Below are 15,838 nucleotides of genomic sequence, written 5' to 3' on the forward strand. Positions count from 1 at the left end.
TGTTTGCCGCGGTGTTGGCGTTCTTTGCCAGTTGTGTCTAGACTGGCCGGGTTCTTGTCGGGGTGCCTTGCTATGAGGCTGAGATCGAATAATTTCGGATCCCGTTGAACCTGATCAGGTTAGCGCCTGCGTAGGGAACAAGATTTCTCGTCACCCGGCGAGTCCTCTTGTGCTTCGTCCGGGAAATTGTTCGACAATCGAACGCTCGACGACGATGCACAGCACCAGTCCTGGTGCGTCCGTGCCTTTCAGGTTCTGCTCCGACAATCCACTGCCTGGATGCTGTCTGGAGAGCCCGTGATGACTACAAAATCAAAAAACGCGATCAACCTGAGTGACTCGGCCAAAGTCGACGAGCAATCGGTCAAGCCGTTCACCCGTTCGCAAAAAGTCTACGTTCAGGGCTCCCGCCCGGACATCCGCGTGCCGATGCGCGAAATCAGCCTCGACGTGACGCCGACCGATTTCGGCGGTGAAATCAACGCGCCGGTCACCGTTTACGACACCTCCGGCCCGTACACCGATCCGAACGTGGTGATCGATGTGCGCAAAGGTCTGGGCGATGTGCGTTCGGCGTGGATCGATGACCGTGGCGACACCGAGCGCCTGCCAGGCCTGAGCTCGAACTTCGGCCAACAACGTCTCGCCGACGCCGAGCTGACTAAACTGCGTTTCGCCCACGTCAACAACCCGCGTCGTGCCAAGGCCGGGGCCAACGTCAGCCAGATGCATTACGCCCGTAAAGGCATCATCACCGCCGAGATGGAATACGTCGCCATCCGCGAAAACATGAAGCTGCAAGAGGCCCGCGCTGCCGGCCTGTTGACGCAACAACACACCGGCCACAGCTTCGGCGCGAGCATCCCGAAAGAAATCACTGCCGAATTCGTCCGCGAAGAAATCGCCCGTGGCCGCGCGATCATTCCGGCCAACATCAACCACGTCGAACTGGAACCGATGATCATCGGCCGGAACTTCCTGGTGAAGATCAACGGCAACATCGGCAACAGCGCGCTGGGTTCTTCGATCGAAGAAGAAGTGGCGAAACTGACCTGGGGCATTCGCTGGGGTTCGGACACCGTGATGGACTTGTCCACCGGTAAACACATTCACGAAACCCGCGAGTGGATCATCCGCAACTCGCCAGTGCCGATCGGTACCGTGCCGATTTATCAGGCGCTGGAGAAAGTGAACGGCGTCGCCGAAGACCTGACCTGGGAGCTGTTTCGCGACACGCTGATCGAGCAGGCCGAGCAGGGCGTCGACTATTTCACCATCCACGCCGGCGTGCTGCTGCGTTACGTGCCGCTGACCGCCAAACGCGTAACCGGCATCGTTTCCCGTGGCGGTTCGATCATGGCCAAGTGGTGCCTGGCGCACCATAAAGAGAACTTCCTCTACACCCACTTCGACGAAATCTGCGAAATCATGACGGCCTACGACGTCAGCTTCTCGCTGGGCGATGGCCTGCGTCCGGGCTCGATTGCCGACGCCAACGACGAAGCGCAATTCGGCGAACTGGAGACCTTGGGCGAGCTGACCAAGATCGCCTGGAAACACGACGTGCAGTGCATGATCGAAGGCCCAGGCCACGTGCCAATGCAGTTGATCAAAGAGAACATGGACAAGCAGCTGGAGTGCTGCGACGAGGCGCCGTTCTACACGCTCGGCCCACTGACCACAGACATCGCGCCGGGTTACGACCATATCACCTCGGGTATCGGTGCGGCGATGATCGGCTGGTTCGGTTGCGCGATGCTTTGCTACGTGACGCCGAAGGAACACTTGGGCCTGCCGAACAAGGATGACGTGAAGACTGGGATCATCACTTACAAGATTGCGGCGCATGCGGCGGACTTGGCCAAAGGGCATCCGGGCGCACAGATTCGCGACAACGCCTTGAGCAAGGCGCGTTTCGAATTCCGTTGGGAAGACCAGTTCAACCTCGGCCTCGATCCGGACACCGCGCGTTCGTATCACGATGAAACCCTGCCGAAGGATTCGGCGAAGGTCGCGCACTTCTGTTCGATGTGCGGGCCGAAATTCTGCTCGATGAAGATCACCCAGGAAGTCCGCGAATACGCGGCCAACCAGCGGATCGAAGCGGTCGACGTGGACGTCGCCCAAGGCCTGGCGGAACAGGCCGAGCGGTTCAAGAAGGAAGGCAGTCAGCTGTACAAAAAGGTTTGACCCCGTACTGATCGTTCCCACGCTCCGCGTGGGAATGCAGCCCGTGACGCTCCGCGTCACTGGACGCGGAGCGTCCCTAGAGGCATTCCCACGCAGAGCGTGGGAACGATCACAACACAACAAAAATGTCCCTCTGAGATAACACCCTTGAGCATTCAACCCAGCACTTATTCCCCCGACCTCGCCGTACCCGCTGACAAGCGTGTCTTCGGCGGTCGTGATCTGTTTTCCCTGTGGTTCTCCCTCGGCATCGGCCTGATGGTTTTGCAGACCGGCGCATTGCTCGCGCCGGGCTTGGGCCTGTCCGGTTCGCTGTTGGCGATTTTCCTCGGCACGCTGGTCGGCGTGCTGTTGCTGGCCGCCGTTGGCGTGATCGGCAGTGACACCGGCCTGTCGTCGATGGCCGCGCTGAAGCTCAGCCTCGGCAGCAAAGGCGCGAGCCTGCCGGCGCTGCTCAACCTGCTGCAACTGATCGGTTGGGGCTCGTTTGAAATCATCGTCATGCGTGACGCCGCCAGCCTGCTCGGTACCCGCGCGTTCAGCGAAGGTTCGCTGTGGTCGAATCCGATGTTGTGGACGCTGTTTTTCGGCGCTCTCGCGACGTTGCTGGCAGTCAGTGGCCCGTTGACCTTCGTGCGGCAGATCCTGCGCAAGTGGGGCATCTGGTTGTTGCTCGCCGCGTGCATCTGGCTGACCTGGAACCTGTTTGCCAAAGCCGATCTGGCCGATCTGTGGTCGCGTGCCGGTGACGGTTCGATGCCATTCGCCGTGGGCTTCGACATTGCCATCGCGATGCCGCTGTCGTGGCTGCCGCTGATCGCCGACTACTCACGTTTCGGCAAGCGTGCGAAGAATGTGTTCGGTGGCACTGCGGTCGGTTTCTTCATCGGCAACTTCTGGCTGATGAGCCTTGGCGTCGCCTACACCCTGGCCTTCGCGCCGAGCGGTGAAGTCAACGCGCTGCTGTTGGCATTGGCTGGCGCCGGTCTGGGCATTCCGCTGTTGCTGATTCTGTTGGACGAGTCGGAAAACGCCTTCGCCGATATTCACTCGGCAGCGGTGTCCAGCGGGATTCTGTTGCGCCTGAAAGTCGAGCATCTGGCCTTGGCCATCGGCGTGATCTGCACGCTGATCGCCTTGCTGGCGCCGTTGGCGCAGTACCAGAATTTTCTGCTGCTGATCGGTTCGGTGTTTGCGCCGCTGTTCGGCGTGGTGCTGGTGGATCACTTCATTCTGCGCAAGCGCAGCGCTCAGGTCGCATCAGCCGCATTGCGCTGGCCGGCGTTGTTGGCGTGGCTAGGTGGCGTGAGCACCTACCATTTGCTGGCGAATCTGTATCCGGATGTCGGCGCAACCCTGCCGGCGCTGGTGCTGGCAGGGCTGTTGCAGCTAGTGCTGGGTCGGGCCTTCAGTTACGGCCGGGAAACAGCTCAGGCTTGAGAATGCCGTTCAGACGCGGATAAGGAATCTTCAGTTCGACGTGGCCCAGCGCGTAAGGCGCAATAGTGGTCACGTCGTACTTGAGGATCACGCCGCCATAGGTCAGCGCCACGTTCTGGGTTTTCACGAACGGCCAGTTCTTCACGAACTCCGCTTCCTGATCGAGCTTGGTGCTGATCAACCAGCTGTTGTGCGCGACCTGTGCCGCCTTCCAGAAAGCGTCTTCCTGACCCGGCAGCAACATGTCGGACAGGTTCAGCACCTTGTGCTGCTGGCGCGAATAGTTGATGAAACCGCGACCCGGATTGCCATGCGCGCCGCCGGTGTCGAGGTAGCTCGACAACTCGATGATCACCAAGCCGTCATGCTGCTCACGTACTTTCGCTTGCAGGTAGCTGCTGTTGCGCGGGCCGGCACTGGCCAGAAACTGATCGCGATAAGCCGCCAGGGTCGGCGCTACCGGGGCATTTTTCTCGGTGCGGGTCATTTGCAGCAGACGTTTTTCGATGATGCCGTCCAGTGCAGGTTCGGCCGGGAAGCGCAGGGTGTCGATGTTCACCAGCGGACAATCCGGGTTGGAACAGCCAGGTTTCAACTGTTCGGATGCGTCGCGAGTGGTCTCCAGCGGCGTGCGGTAGTTGGGCTGGAACAGGCTCGCGCAGGCGCCCAGAGTCAGGGCGATGGCGGCCACGGAGGCAATTTTGAAAAGCGACATAGGCGTCCTTTCGAAAACAAGGGAAGGCAAAAAGTTACCGCTTCGACTCTCAACGAGGCAGTCAGTTCGCCACTAAGCTAATTAGAGTGGGTTTCGCCTCCACCGTCCATCCCGCTGACGGTAAAGGGGCTGCATCAAACCGTTCGGGCGCGTTAGGATGGCGCGAAGTCGAGGTTGCCAATCAAGCAACGCAGCCTCGTAATGGAATTGCAGTAAAGAGGATGCTCATGACTGATTTTGCCAACGCCATTCCGACCGCCGTCGATATCGTGCGGCGCGAAAAATGCTACGAGGGCTTTTACAAGCTCGACCGCGTGCACCTGCGCCATGAATTGTTCGCCGGGGGCATGAGCCGCGAAATCAACCGTGAAATCTTCGTCCGCCACGATGCCGTGTGCATGCTGCCGTACGATCCGCAGCGCGACGAAGTGGTGCTGATCGAGCAGTTTCGCATCGGCGCCATGGGCAAGACCGACAACCCGTGGCTGGTCGAACTGGTCGCTGGTCTGATCGACAAGGATGAACAACCGGAAGAAGTTGCTCACCGCGAGGCGCAGGAGGAAGCTGGGCTGGACATCAAGGCCCTGTGGCCGATGACCAAATATTTCCCGTCGCCGGGCGGCAGCAACGAGTTCGTGCATTTGTACTTGGGGCGTTGCAGCACCGAAGGCGCAGGCGGCCTGCATGGCCTGGAAGAAGAGGCAGAAGATATCCGCGTCACGGTCTGGGCCTTTGAAGATGCCTTGCAGGCCGTCCGTGACGGACGCATTGCCAACGCGGCGAGCATTATCGCCTTGCAGTGGCTGGCGCTGAACCGCGCCGAAGTGAGGGGGCTATGGTTGTAAACAAGTTGCGCGATCGTTATCGAGTCGACCTCGCGGGGCTGCAAGCCGCCTGCGAGGCCAACTACGCGCGCCTGATGCGGCTGGTGCCGGACATGCGCAACGACCCCGAAGCGCGGCGCATCGCCGTGACTCAGGGCGAGCAGATGCTCGGCGTGCTGGCCCTCGAAGTGCTGCAAACCTGCCCGTACACCACCACTTTGCAAGTGCGTCAGGAACACAGCCTGCCGTGGCTGCCGGTGCCGCAACTGGAAGTGCAGGTTTATCACGACGCACGCATGGCCGAAGTGGTCAGCGCCGAAGATGCACGACGCTTTCGCGGCATCTATCCTTACCCGAACGCCGCGATGCATCAGCCGGATGAAAAGGCTCAGCTCAATCTGTTCCTGGGGGAATGGCTGAGTCATTGCCTGGCGCTGGGGCATGAGTACGAAGTCGTACGCTAGTTGTGAACTGCGTCCGGTTCACCGCTTTCCTCTTTTACTGATCCCCCAGCATAATTGCGGCACTTGATCGATTCCGTGCTTTTGCCTTGGGAGAACGCCTTGCCGAGCGTATCCACGTTGACCCCCGCCGATTCGGCGCTGCTGGTGCAGTTGTCCGACAGCCATCTGTTCGCCGAGGCGGACGGTTCGCTGCTGGGCATGAACACCCGCGAGAGCCTGCAAAAGGTCATCGATTTGGTGCTGGGGCAACAGCCGCAGATCGATCTGATTCTGGCCACCGGGGATATTTCCCAGGACGGCACGCTGGAGTCGTATCAACAGTTTCGCCAGATGAGCGCGCAGATCGATGCGCCGGCGCGCTGGATTCCTGGTAATCACGACGAACCGCAAATCATGGCGGTTGCCGCCGTGCAAAGCGCATTGCTGGAACCGATTGTGGATATCGGCAACTGGCGGGTGACGATGCTGGATTCGGCGGTGCCGGGTTCGGTGCCGGGGTATTTGCAGGACGATCAATTGCAGCTGCTGGCCCGTTCGCTGAGCGAAGCGCCGGAGCGGCATCATCTGGTGTGCTTTCACCATCATCCGGTGTCGATTGGCTGCGCGTGGATGGAGCCAATTGGTTTGCGCAATCCTGAAGCGTTTTTCGAGGTGCTGGATCGTTTTCCACAGGCCCGCGCGGTGTTGTGGGGGCATGTGCATCAGGAGATTGATCGCGAGCGTAATGGCGTGCGGCTGATGGCTTCGCCGTCGACGTGCATTCAGTTTGAGCCGGGCAGTGAGGACTTCAAGGTGGGGGAGCAGGCGCCGGGGTATCGCTGGTTGCGGTTGTTACCGGATGGTCGCCTGGAAAGCGGCGTCGAACGCGTCACCGGATTCGCCTTCACCGTCGACTACGGCTCCAACGGCTATTGATAATCCCTGTAGGAGCTGCCGCAGGCTGCGATCTTTTGATCTTAAAAACAGAATCAAAAGATCTCAGCCTGCGGCAGCTCCTACAGGATGCAGCCAGGCATCATTTGGATGGCCCATCCTGCCGTGACTCCCTGTAAACTCCGCTATCTTTCGCCGACACTCAGGGAGCTCAAATGTCCGGTTCGATCCTCTATATCCACGGTTTCAACAGCGCCCCGGCCTCGAAAAAGGCCTGTCAGCTGGTAACGGTGATGGAGCAACTGGGTTTGAGCGACAAACTGCGTGTCCCGGCCCTGCATCACCATCCGCGCGAAGCCATCGGTCAGTTGGAGCAGGCAATCGCCGAGCTGGGCAGCCCGCTGCTGGTGGGAAGCTCACTCGGCGGCTACTATGCGACTCACCTGGCCGAGCGCCATGGCCTGAAAGCCCTGCTGGTCAACCCGGCGGTCAGCCCGCACCGGATGTTCGACGGCTATCTGGGCACGCAGAAAAACCTGTATACCGATGAAACCTGGGAATTGACCCACGACCATGTAACGGCCCTGGCCGAGCTGGAAGTGCCAGCACCTGTGGACGCCCAGCGCTATCAGGTATGGTTGCAGACCGGCGATGAAACACTGGATTATCGCCTCGCCCAGCAGTATTACCGCGCCTGCGCCTTGCGCATTCAGGCCGGCGGCGACCACAGTTTCCAAGGCTTTGCCGGGCAATTGCCGGCGTTGCTGAGTTTTGCCGGCATTGGTGCCGATGTGTATCAGGCAATCGATTTCACCGCACTGTGAAGTCTTGCCCCTATTTCATGAATGACTGACGACGAGACCCTATGGCCACTCCCAGCGCTAGCTCTTATAACGCCGACGCCATCGAAGTCCTCTCGGGCCTCGACCCGGTGCGCAAACGCCCCGGCATGTACACCGACACCAGTCGGCCGAACCACCTCGCCCAGGAAGTCATCGACAACAGCGTCGACGAAGCCCTGGCTGGTCACGCCAAATCGGTGCAGGTCATCCTGCACGCCGATCACTCGCTGGAAGTCAGCGATGACGGCCGTGGCATGCCGGTCGACATCCACCCGGAAGAGGGCGTGTCGGGCGTCGAACTGATCCTCACCAAGCTCCACGCGGGCGGCAAGTTTTCCAACAAGAATTACCAGTTCTCCGGCGGTCTGCACGGTGTGGGTATTTCGGTGGTCAACGCCTTGTCGACCGAAGTGCGCGTGCGCGTAAAGCGTGACGGTAACGAATACCAGATGACCTTCGCCGATGGCTACAAAGCCACCGAGCTGGAAATCGTCGGCACCGTCGGCAAGCGCAACACCGGCACCAGCGTGTACTTCGCGCCGGATCCGAAATACTTCGATTCACCAAAATTCTCCATCAGCCGCCTCAAGCACGTGCTCAAGGCCAAGGCTGTGCTGTGCCCGGGCCTGCTGGTCAGCTTCGAAGACAAAGGCACCGGCGAAAAAGTCGAGTGGCATTACGAAGACGGCCTGCGCTCGTATCTGGTCGACGCCGTCAACGAATTCGAACGCCTGCCGAACGAGCCGTTCTGCGGCGCGTTCGCCGGTAATAAAGAAGCCGTCGACTGGGCGCTGCTTTGGCTGCCGGAAGGTGGCGACGCGGTACAGGAAAGTTACGTCAACCTGATCCCGACGGCGCAGGGCGGCACCCACGTCAACGGTTTGCGTCAGGGCCTGCTCGATGCCATGCGCGAATTCTGCGAATTCCGCAGCCTGCTGCCACGCGGCGTGAAGCTGGCGCCGGAAGACGTCTGGGAGCGCATTGCGTTCGTCCTGTCGATGAAAATGCAGGAGCCGCAATTCTCCGGCCAGACCAAAGAACGTCTGTCGTCCCGTGAAGCGGCGGCATTCGTCTCCGGTGTGGTTAAAGACGCCTTCAGCCTGTGGCTCAACGCCAACCCGGAAACCGGTCTGGCCTTGGCCGAACTGGCGATCAACAACGCCGGCCGTCGTCTCAAGGCGAGCAAAAAGGTTGAACGTAAACGCGTCACCGCAGGCCCGGCATTGCCGGGCAAACTGGCGGATTGCGCCGGCCAGGATCCAATGCGCTCCGAACTGTTTCTCGTCGAAGGTGATTCCGCCGGCGGTTCCGCCAAGCAAGCGCGGGACAAGGAATTCCAGGCGATCCTGCCGTTGCGCGGCAAGATCCTCAACACTTGGGAAGTCGACGGCAGCGAAGTGCTCGCCAGTCAGGAAGTGCACAACATCGCCGTCGCTATTGGTGTCGATCCTGGCGCGGCAGACATGAGCCAGTTGCGCTACGGCAAGATCTGCATCCTCGCCGACGCCGACTCCGACGGTCTGCACATTGCCACGCTGCTGTGCGCGCTGTTCGTCCAGCATTTCCGCCCGCTGGTGGATGCCGGTCACGTCTACGTCGCCATGCCGCCGTTGTACCGCATCGACCTGGGCAAAGAGATCTACTACGCCCTCGACGAAGCCGAGCGCGACGGCATTCTCGACCGTCTGGTTGCCGAGAAGAAACGCGGCAAACCGCAGGTCACGCGATTCAAAGGTCTGGGTGAAATGAACCCGCCGCAGCTGCGCGAAACCACCATGGACCCGAACACTCGGCGTCTGGTGCAGCTGACGCTGGGCGAAGACTACGCCGAAACCTCGGAAATGATGGACATGCTGCTGGCGAAGAAACGCGCCGGTGACCGCAAAACCTGGCTGGAATCCAAAGGCAACCTCGCCGAGGTGCTGACCTGATGCACTTTGGCTGGGCCTTGGCGGGTGCGTTGCTGCTGAGTTCAATGAGCGTGTCGGCCGCGCCGATACAAGAGCTGCGCCTGCTCGCCGAGCATCCGGTCGACGGCATGCGCGGAGGCAACCTTTCGGGGCTGGCGCTGTGCGGTAACGAGTTGTGGACGGTGTCCGATCGTGATGACGATCAGATCTACCGTCTCAATACCGGCGACAAGGTCTGGCAGGCCGAAACCGTGCACATCGACGTCCCGCCGGTGCCCGACAGCGGTTTGCCGTGGGGCATCAGCTCGCGCACGTGGGCTGCATCGTTTGTGCGTGGCGGCGATCTGGATTTCGAAGGCATTACCTGCGACAACGCTGGCAATCGCTTCATCGTCAGCGAGGCCCACGCGGCCGTGTTGCAAGTGCCGCCACAAGGCCCGGCGTCATGGCTGAAAATCTCGCCGATGCTGGTGAAAGAAGCCCGCGCCAGTGGCATGTTGCTGCACTTCAATGCGCTGTTCGAAGGCTTGGCGATCAACCCGGCTGGCGATCAGATCTGGTTGGCCGCCGAGCGTGAGCGCCGTGGTCTGCTGACCATCAAGCGTCAGCAAACGGTCTGGGATTGCGACGGTGCCTGTGTTCTGCTCAGCGAAGCTGGCGTTGAAATGCAGCCGCCGCAGTTCCCCAAGGCTCGCGCCGTCACCCGTGATTTCGCCGACCTTTCGCTGTTCAACGGCAAGCTGTTCACGCTGGAACGCAATGCCTTCGAGATCTGCCGCCGCGACGCAGTCACGGCTAAAGTCGAGCAATGCTGGTCGTTCGCTGAAGATGCCTTGCAACCGCAGCGCCAATACCCACAGGCCTACGGTCTGGCAGAAGCGTTGGTGGTGGATGCGCAGGGCGCGTGGATCGGTATCGACAACAATGAAGGCGTCCGCGCCGACGGCGAAAAACGTCCGATCATCTGGCGCTTTGCCGCGCCTGACGGTGGCTGGAGCGCCAAGCCTTGAGCCAGCAACCCCCGGGCAAACGCGCCGGTCGCGTGCTGATGATTCTGGCCTGGTGCGCGGCGCTGTTTCTCGCTACGCGGTTTTTCGGCCAGTGGGAGCAACGCCAGCAGAATCCGAACGTGGTGGTCAGTTCGGAGCAGGGCGAAGGATTTATTGAGGTGAAACTGGCCGGCAATGCCCAAGGGCATTTTGTCGCCAGCGGTCAGATCAACGGTGAGCCGGTGGAGTTTATGCTCGACACCGGTGCGACCGATGTGGCGATCCCGGCGGATCTGGCCAAACGTTTGAAGCTGGAAGAAGGTTTCGGTGTGACCCTGAGCACGGCCAACGGCCTGAGCCAGGGCTATCGGACAAAAATTGCCCGCCTGCAATTGGGCGACATCGTGCTGCGGGACGTCCGCGCACTGGTGGTGCCGGGGTTGCATGGCGATCAGGTGCTGCTCGGCATGAGCGCCTTGAACAAACTTGAATTTACTCAGCGCGGTGGCACCATGTTGCTGCGCCAGACAACGAACCGATGAGGCCTGCATGAGCAATCCCCTTGATCTCAGCCTGGACGGTGTAGAACGCCGGTCGCTGGCTGACTTCACCGAAAGTGCCTACCTCAACTACTCCATGTACGTGATCATGGACCGTGCGCTGCCGCATATCGGCGACGGTCTGAAACCGGTACAGCGTCGCATCATTTATGCGATGAGCGAGTTGGGCCTGGACGCCGATTCCAAGCACAAGAAATCGGCGCGTACCGTCGGTGACGTGCTCGGTAAGTTTCACCCGCACGGTGACTCGGCGTGCTACGAAGCGATGGTGCTGATGGCTCAGCCGTTCAGCTATCGCTACACGCTGGTCGACGGCCAGGGTAACTGGGGTGCGCCGGACGATCCGAAGTCCTTCGCCGCCATGCGATACACCGAAGCGCGTTTGTCGCGTTATTCCGAAGTGCTGCTCAGCGAACTGGGCCAAGGCACTGCAGACTGGGGCCCGAACTTCGACGGCACCCTGCAGGAACCGTTGGTGCTGCCGGCGCGCCTGCCTAACATTCTGCTCAACGGCACCACCGGCATCGCCGTGGGCATGGCCACCGACGTGCCGCCGCACAACCTGCGCGAAGTCGCCACTGCTTGCGTGCGTCTGCTCGATGAGCCGAAAGCTACAGTCGAACAGCTCTGCGAACACATTCAGGGCCCGGACTATCCGACCGAAGCGGAAATCATCACGCCGCGCGCCGACCTGCTGAAAATGTACGAAACCGGCAAGGGCTCGGTGCGCATGCGTGCCGTGTACCACGTCGAGGACGGCGATATCATCGTCACCGCGCTGCCGCACCAGGTCTCCGGTGCGAAAGTGCTGGAGCAGATCGCTGCGTTGATGCAGGCGAAACCGTCGAAAGCCCCGCAGATCGCTGACCTGCGCGACGAATCCGACCACGAAAACCCGTGCCGCATCGTCATCATTCCGGTCAACAGCCGCGTTGATCACGACGCGCTGATGCAGCACCTGTTCGCCAGCACCGAGCTGGAGTCGACCTACCGGGTCAACGTCAACATCATCGGTCTGGACGGCAAACCGCAGCTGAAAAACCTCCGCGCCTTGCTGGTCGAATGGCTGGAATTCCGCGTGCAGACCGTGCGTCGCCGCCTGCAATTCCGCCTCGATAAAGTCGAGCGTCGTCTGCACCTGTTGGACGGTTTGTTGATTGCCTACCTCAACCTGGATGAAGTGATCCACATCATCCGTACCGAGGAACACCCGAAAGCCAAGCTGATCGAGCGTTTCGCCCTCAGCGAGATTCAGGCCGACTACATTCTCGACACCCGTCTGCGTCAGTTGGCGCGACTGGAAGAGATGAAGCTGCGCGATGAGCAAGACGAACTGCTCAAGGAACAAGCCAAGCTGCAAGCGTTGCTGGGCAGCGAAGCCAAGTTGAAAAAACTGGTGCGCACCGAGCTGATCAAGGACGCCGAAACCTATGGCGACGACCGTCGTTCGCCAATCGTCGAGCGCAGCGAAGCCAAAGCGTTGACCGAGCATGATCTGCTGCCGAACGAGAAAGTCACCGTTGTGCTGTCGGAAAAAGGCTGGATTCGTTCGGCCAAAGGTCACGACATCGACGCGACCGGCCTGTCGTACAAGGCCGGCGACGGCTTCAAGACCTCGGCGGCGGGGCGTTCCAACCAGTCTGCCGTGGTAATCGACTCCACCGGCCGCAGCTATTCGGTCGCCGCGCACACGTTGCCGTCGGCGCGTGGCCAGGGCGAACCGTTGACCGGCCGTCTGACGCCGCCACCGGGCGCCTCGTTTGAATGCGTGCTGATGCCGGAAGACGACGCGTTGTACGTGATCGCCTCCGACGCCGGTTACGGTTTCGTCGTGAAAGGCGAAGACCTGCAAGCCAAGAACAAGGCCGGTAAAGCCCTGTTGAGCCTGCCGAACAACGCCAAAGTCATCGCGCCACGCCCAGTGGCTGATCGTGAGCACAACTGGCTGGCCTCGGTCACGACCGAAGGTCGCCTGCTGATCTTCAAGATTAGCGATCTGCCACAATTAGGTAAGGGCAAAGGCAACAAGATCATCGGTATTTCCGGTGAACGTGTGGCCAGTCGCGAAGAATATGTCACGGACATCGCCGTCATTCCGGAAGGCGCCACGTTGGTATTGCAGGCCGGAAAACGGACTCTGTCGCTGAAGGCCGACGACCTCGAACACTACAAAGGTGAGCGTGGACGTCGTGGCAATAAGCTACCTAGGGGCTTCCAGAGAGTGGATGCGCTGCTCGTCGAAAACCTCAATTAGGCGTCCTAGACGCGTCGATCCACGATTTAACGCGTAGATCGACGCTTTGGCGCTGGAGTCGGAACGCATATTCACGGATGATATGGCCTTTCAAGCGCCGGCGTGGCCGAGCGTTCTTCATATTTATTGAGTATTTTCACTGTGGTCAGCCTTGTGGCGGCCACCTGGACGGGATGATGACTGCGCTACGCCTTCCACTTATTTTGTTGCTCGCCGGCGTTCTTGGCCTGGCGGGTTGCAGCGTTCACCAGCCGGTGTCGCTGTATCAACTGGACAGCGGAAGTCCGGTTCAGCCTGCGCAAAGCGCGGGCATGGCGGTTCTGCTGGGCCCGGTAGTCGTCGCCGATTACCTGCAACGGGAAACACTGCTGCAACGTCAACCCGACGGCAGCCTGCAAGCGGCGACCGATGGTCGTTGGGCCGGCAGCCTTTCGTCGGATATCGATCAGTTGTTGATGCGTCAGGTCGCGGGTCACCTCGACAGCCAACGTGTGGTGCTGGCACCGGCCACCAGCGGGTTTACCCCGGATGTGCAGGTGTTGCTGACCATCACGCGTCTGGACTCCGGCGTTAAACAACCGGCGATTCTGGATGCGCAGTGGCGTTTGATTGACCGTCGTGGTCAGGTGCGGGATAACCGCATCATTCATCTGCAAGAGCTGCATGCGGGCAGTACGGCTTCGCAGGTTCAGGCGCAGGGGATTTTGTTGCAGCGTCTGGCTGAGCAGTTGTCGGTGGCGCTGAAACCGTTGGCTAATCAGCCTCCAGTGGCTGAAGCGCCGCGTAAATCGGCACCGAAACCGGCAGCGCCGGCGGCGGACGCGGATAAGCAGCCGAAGATTCCGATGGCTTCGCCGATTCGGACGGATATGGAAGTGTTCCGCTTCTAACGCTGGATCGAGTTAAAACAGAGCCCGCCTTGTGCGGGCTTTGTTGTTTCTGGGGTTCTGCGTAAAAGATCAAAAGCCCCTCACCCTAACCCTCTCCCAGAGGGAGAGGGGACTGACCGAGGTGTCTGGCGTCATACGTCGACCTGAAAGGTCCAGGCGATTATGGTTTCAAAGCAGGCGTCATACATCGATCTTAAATATCCTGGCGATTATGGATTCACAGCTGGGCGTTCAAGTCGGTGCAGCTCTGCAATATCCCCCCAATCAGTCCCCTCTCCCTCCGGGAGAGGGCTAGGGTGAGGGGATTTTCAGTCACCCACAAAAAAGCCCGCAGACAATCACTCGTCTACAGGCCTTATGTTTAGCAGCGAAAAAATCGCAGCCTTCGGCAGCTCCTACAACTTAAGCCCGACGCTCATGCATCCGCGCCAGTTGCCGTTCCAGCATCGACGGATAAGGCTCCATCAACCGCTCCACACAGCAAGCGCCCTCAGGGCTGGCGATCGGGCGGATTCGCGCGCGTTGGCGGATCAGCGCGTCGTCACCAATCTTGCGTTCCACCAGTAGCAGATTGCGGCTGTGCTGCGACAGGGCCAAAGCATCCTGCGCCGAATCCGTCAGCAGCAGATCGATCTGGCTCAACCCAAACAGCTCATCGCCCAAGGTCAGGCCCAACTGCAATTGCAGGGTGATGCCGCTGTCCGCGACTTCAATCTGCAACTGATGGCCCAGCGCGCGCAGCAGCTCGCCGCAGCAGATCGCGTTGGTCAGGTAATCGTCGCCGCTGTCTTCGGTGTGGAACAGCATCAGCGTGCTGCCGTCGTTCAAGGTTTCGATTTCACCCTGATACAACGAAGCCGCCTGATCGAGACAGTCGCGATAACGTTCCAGCAATTCTTCCAGACGCGCACGCGGCAGGCGACGCAGTTGTTCCTGCGAACCCAGCTGCACGGCGAGCACCGCACTGTGTTGCGGCACGCTCGGCGTGGCTTTGCGCACGACCGGTTGCGGTGCTGCATCGAGCGATTCGTCGCGCAGATCGGCAAACGCATCGTCGTCTTCATCGTCTTCAACGGTGCTGACGACGTGGCGTGGCGCCGGTTTCTGGGCGGCCATCGGACGGGATTCGTCGAAGCTCGGATCGCGCAGGTTGCGCACTTCGAACTCGGGCTCGTCGTCCTCTTCTTCGAATTCCGGCTCGGGTTCCGGTTCAGGCACGGGCGCTGGTTCCGGGGCGTAGTTGGCGTGCAGTTGACGCGCCAGATCGCCGATCTCGTCCTGACGATCTGTGCCTGGCGTGTACTCGTCGATGTTGCGCAGCCACACGCGCAATTGCAGCAGTGGCGTCGACAAATTACGGCCAATGCGCAGGCTCAGGGCTAGCGACAGTGCCAACAGAATCCCGCTGAGAATGCCCATGCTTTGCAGGCTGATGGTCATCGGCTGCTGGAACTGATCCATGTCGAGGCTGATGCGCAGTTGCCCGGCGGTCACGTCCTGGAACGTGATCTTGCTCTCGTACATGCCTTCGGCTTCGCCCAACAGGCTGTGCTTGGGCCGCTGACCGGACTCGGCGAGGATGCGGTTATCCACGCTGTAGATCGCCGCGTGGGCCACCAGTTTGTTCTTGGTCAGGTTGTTGAGCAGCACGTTGAGGCTGAGGATGTCGTTGGACACCAACAGCTCCGTGGCAGAGGTCGCGGTCTGCGTGGTCAGGCTTTCGCCCAGCGCATCGGCCTGCTGGTGCATGGCCTGCTTGAATTGCAAACCCATCACGCCGGCATAGATCACTAGGGCCAGAGCGACCAGGATCACGTTATGGCTGGCAATGCGCAATGCAATCGGTACACGGCGGTGGCGAAGTGCAAGGACGATCAGCAGGAAGAA

13 protein-coding genes and 1 riboswitch are annotated in these 15,838 nt (G+C 60.4%); of the genes, 11 read left to right on the plus strand and 2 right to left on the minus strand.

The annotated features are described in order from the left end of the window. Window positions 1–48: 48 nt before the first annotated feature. Window positions 49–154, plus strand: a riboswitch (TPP riboswitch). Between the two features lie 146 nt (window positions 155–300). Further along, window positions 301–2,190, plus strand: a complete 1,890-nt coding sequence (thiC, locus tag ACIP66_RS18345; RefSeq protein WP_400649712.1) for a phosphomethylpyrimidine synthase ThiC — start codon at window positions 301–303, stop codon at window positions 2,188–2,190. Between the two features lie 147 nt (window positions 2,191–2,337). After that, complete coding sequence (cytX, locus tag ACIP66_RS18350) at window positions 2,338–3,630, plus strand: putative hydroxymethylpyrimidine transporter CytX (RefSeq protein ID WP_400649715.1); 1,293 nt, start codon at window positions 2,338–2,340, stop codon at window positions 3,628–3,630. On the opposite strand, the gene ACIP66_RS18355 is transcribed toward cytX, so the two are convergent. After that, entirely contained in the window at window positions 3,599–4,345 is a 747-nt protein-coding gene (locus ACIP66_RS18355) for an RsiV family protein (RefSeq protein ID WP_053116742.1), read from the minus strand. The two genes, cytX and ACIP66_RS18355, sit on opposite strands and share 32 nt — an antisense overlap. Window positions 4,346–4,572: 227 nt before the next feature. Between ACIP66_RS18355 and ACIP66_RS18360 the strand changes: the two genes are divergently transcribed. The 9 genes from ACIP66_RS18360 (at window position 4,573) to ACIP66_RS18400 (ending at window position 13,951) form a co-directional block, all read left to right on the plus strand. Continuing rightward, complete coding sequence (locus ACIP66_RS18360) at window positions 4,573–5,190, plus strand: NUDIX domain-containing protein (protein ID WP_053116743.1); 618 nt, start codon at window positions 4,573–4,575, stop codon at window positions 5,188–5,190. Then, complete coding sequence (locus ACIP66_RS18365; RefSeq protein WP_400649719.1) at window positions 5,181–5,633, plus strand: DUF1249 domain-containing protein; 453 nt, start codon at window positions 5,181–5,183, stop codon at window positions 5,631–5,633. The genes ACIP66_RS18360 and ACIP66_RS18365 overlap by 10 nt, the downstream gene beginning before the upstream one ends. A gap of 99 nt (window positions 5,634–5,732) precedes the next feature. Further along, a complete protein-coding gene (gene cpdA, locus ACIP66_RS18370) occupies window positions 5,733–6,548 on the plus strand; it encodes a 3',5'-cyclic-AMP phosphodiesterase (protein ID WP_400649721.1) in 816 nt (271 codons plus the stop codon). 173 nt (window positions 6,549–6,721) lie between these two features. Continuing rightward, complete coding sequence (locus ACIP66_RS18375) at window positions 6,722–7,330, plus strand: YqiA/YcfP family alpha/beta fold hydrolase (RefSeq protein WP_053116746.1); 609 nt, start codon at window positions 6,722–6,724, stop codon at window positions 7,328–7,330. Window positions 7,331–7,371: 41 nt separating this feature from the next. Then, complete coding sequence (gene parE / locus ACIP66_RS18380; protein ID WP_053116747.1) at window positions 7,372–9,279, plus strand: DNA topoisomerase IV subunit B; 1,908 nt, start codon at window positions 7,372–7,374, stop codon at window positions 9,277–9,279. After that, complete coding sequence (locus ACIP66_RS18385; RefSeq protein WP_400649726.1) at window positions 9,279–10,268, plus strand: esterase-like activity of phytase family protein; 990 nt, start codon at window positions 9,279–9,281, stop codon at window positions 10,266–10,268. The genes parE and ACIP66_RS18385 overlap by 1 nt, the downstream gene beginning before the upstream one ends. After that, complete coding sequence (locus ACIP66_RS18390; RefSeq protein WP_400649729.1) at window positions 10,265–10,789, plus strand: TIGR02281 family clan AA aspartic protease; 525 nt, start codon at window positions 10,265–10,267, stop codon at window positions 10,787–10,789. The genes ACIP66_RS18385 and ACIP66_RS18390 overlap by 4 nt, the downstream gene beginning before the upstream one ends. A 7-nt stretch (window positions 10,790–10,796) precedes the next feature. Beyond that, window positions 10,797–13,061, plus strand: a complete 2,265-nt coding sequence (gene parC, locus ACIP66_RS18395; protein WP_053116750.1) for a DNA topoisomerase IV subunit A — start codon at window positions 10,797–10,799, stop codon at window positions 13,059–13,061. Window positions 13,062–13,237: 176 nt separating this feature from the next. Continuing rightward, the gene (locus ACIP66_RS18400; protein ID WP_053116751.1) at window positions 13,238–13,951 is read left to right on the plus strand and encodes a membrane integrity-associated transporter subunit PqiC; all 714 of its coding nucleotides are present in this window, start codon (window positions 13,238–13,240) and stop codon (window positions 13,949–13,951) included. A 402-nt stretch (window positions 13,952–14,353) separates the two neighbouring features. On the opposite strand, the gene ACIP66_RS18405 is transcribed toward ACIP66_RS18400, so the two are convergent. After that, window positions 14,354–15,838 (minus strand): AhpA/YtjB family protein (locus tag ACIP66_RS18405; protein WP_400649732.1); only part of this gene is annotated, 1,485 nt, incomplete at its 5' end.

This window comes from Pseudomonas sp. NPDC088429 (genome assembly GCF_044753305.1).
Classification (GTDB): domain Bacteria; phylum Pseudomonadota; class Gammaproteobacteria; order Pseudomonadales; family Pseudomonadaceae; genus Aquipseudomonas; species Aquipseudomonas rustica.

What these genes read in the sequence shown, in the direction of transcription:
- ACIP66_RS18360 (WP_053116743.1), top strand. Translation starts at nt 4,573, where the DNA reads ATGACTGATTTTGCCAACGCCATTCCGACCGCCGTCGATATCGTGCGG.
- ACIP66_RS18385 (WP_400649726.1), top strand. Translation starts at nt 9,279, where the DNA reads ATGCACTTTGGCTGGGCCTTGGCGGGTGCGTTGCTGCTGAGTTCAATG.
- ACIP66_RS18400 (WP_053116751.1), top strand. Translation starts at nt 13,238, where the DNA reads ATGACTGCGCTACGCCTTCCACTTATTTTGTTGCTCGCCGGCGTTCTT.
- thiC (WP_400649712.1), top strand. Translation starts at nt 301, where the DNA reads ATGACTACAAAATCAAAAAACGCGATCAACCTGAGTGACTCGGCCAAA.
- parE (WP_053116747.1), top strand. Translation starts at nt 7,372, where the DNA reads ATGGCCACTCCCAGCGCTAGCTCTTATAACGCCGACGCCATCGAAGTC.
- parC (WP_053116750.1), top strand. Translation starts at nt 10,797, where the DNA reads ATGAGCAATCCCCTTGATCTCAGCCTGGACGGTGTAGAACGCCGGTCG.
- ACIP66_RS18355 (WP_053116742.1), bottom strand. Translation starts at nt 4,345, where the DNA reads ATGTCGCTTTTCAAAATTGCCTCCGTGGCCGCCATCGCCCTGACTCTG.
- ACIP66_RS18365 (WP_400649719.1), top strand. Translation starts at nt 5,181, where the DNA reads ATGGTTGTAAACAAGTTGCGCGATCGTTATCGAGTCGACCTCGCGGGG.
- ACIP66_RS18375 (WP_053116746.1), top strand. Translation starts at nt 6,722, where the DNA reads ATGTCCGGTTCGATCCTCTATATCCACGGTTTCAACAGCGCCCCGGCC.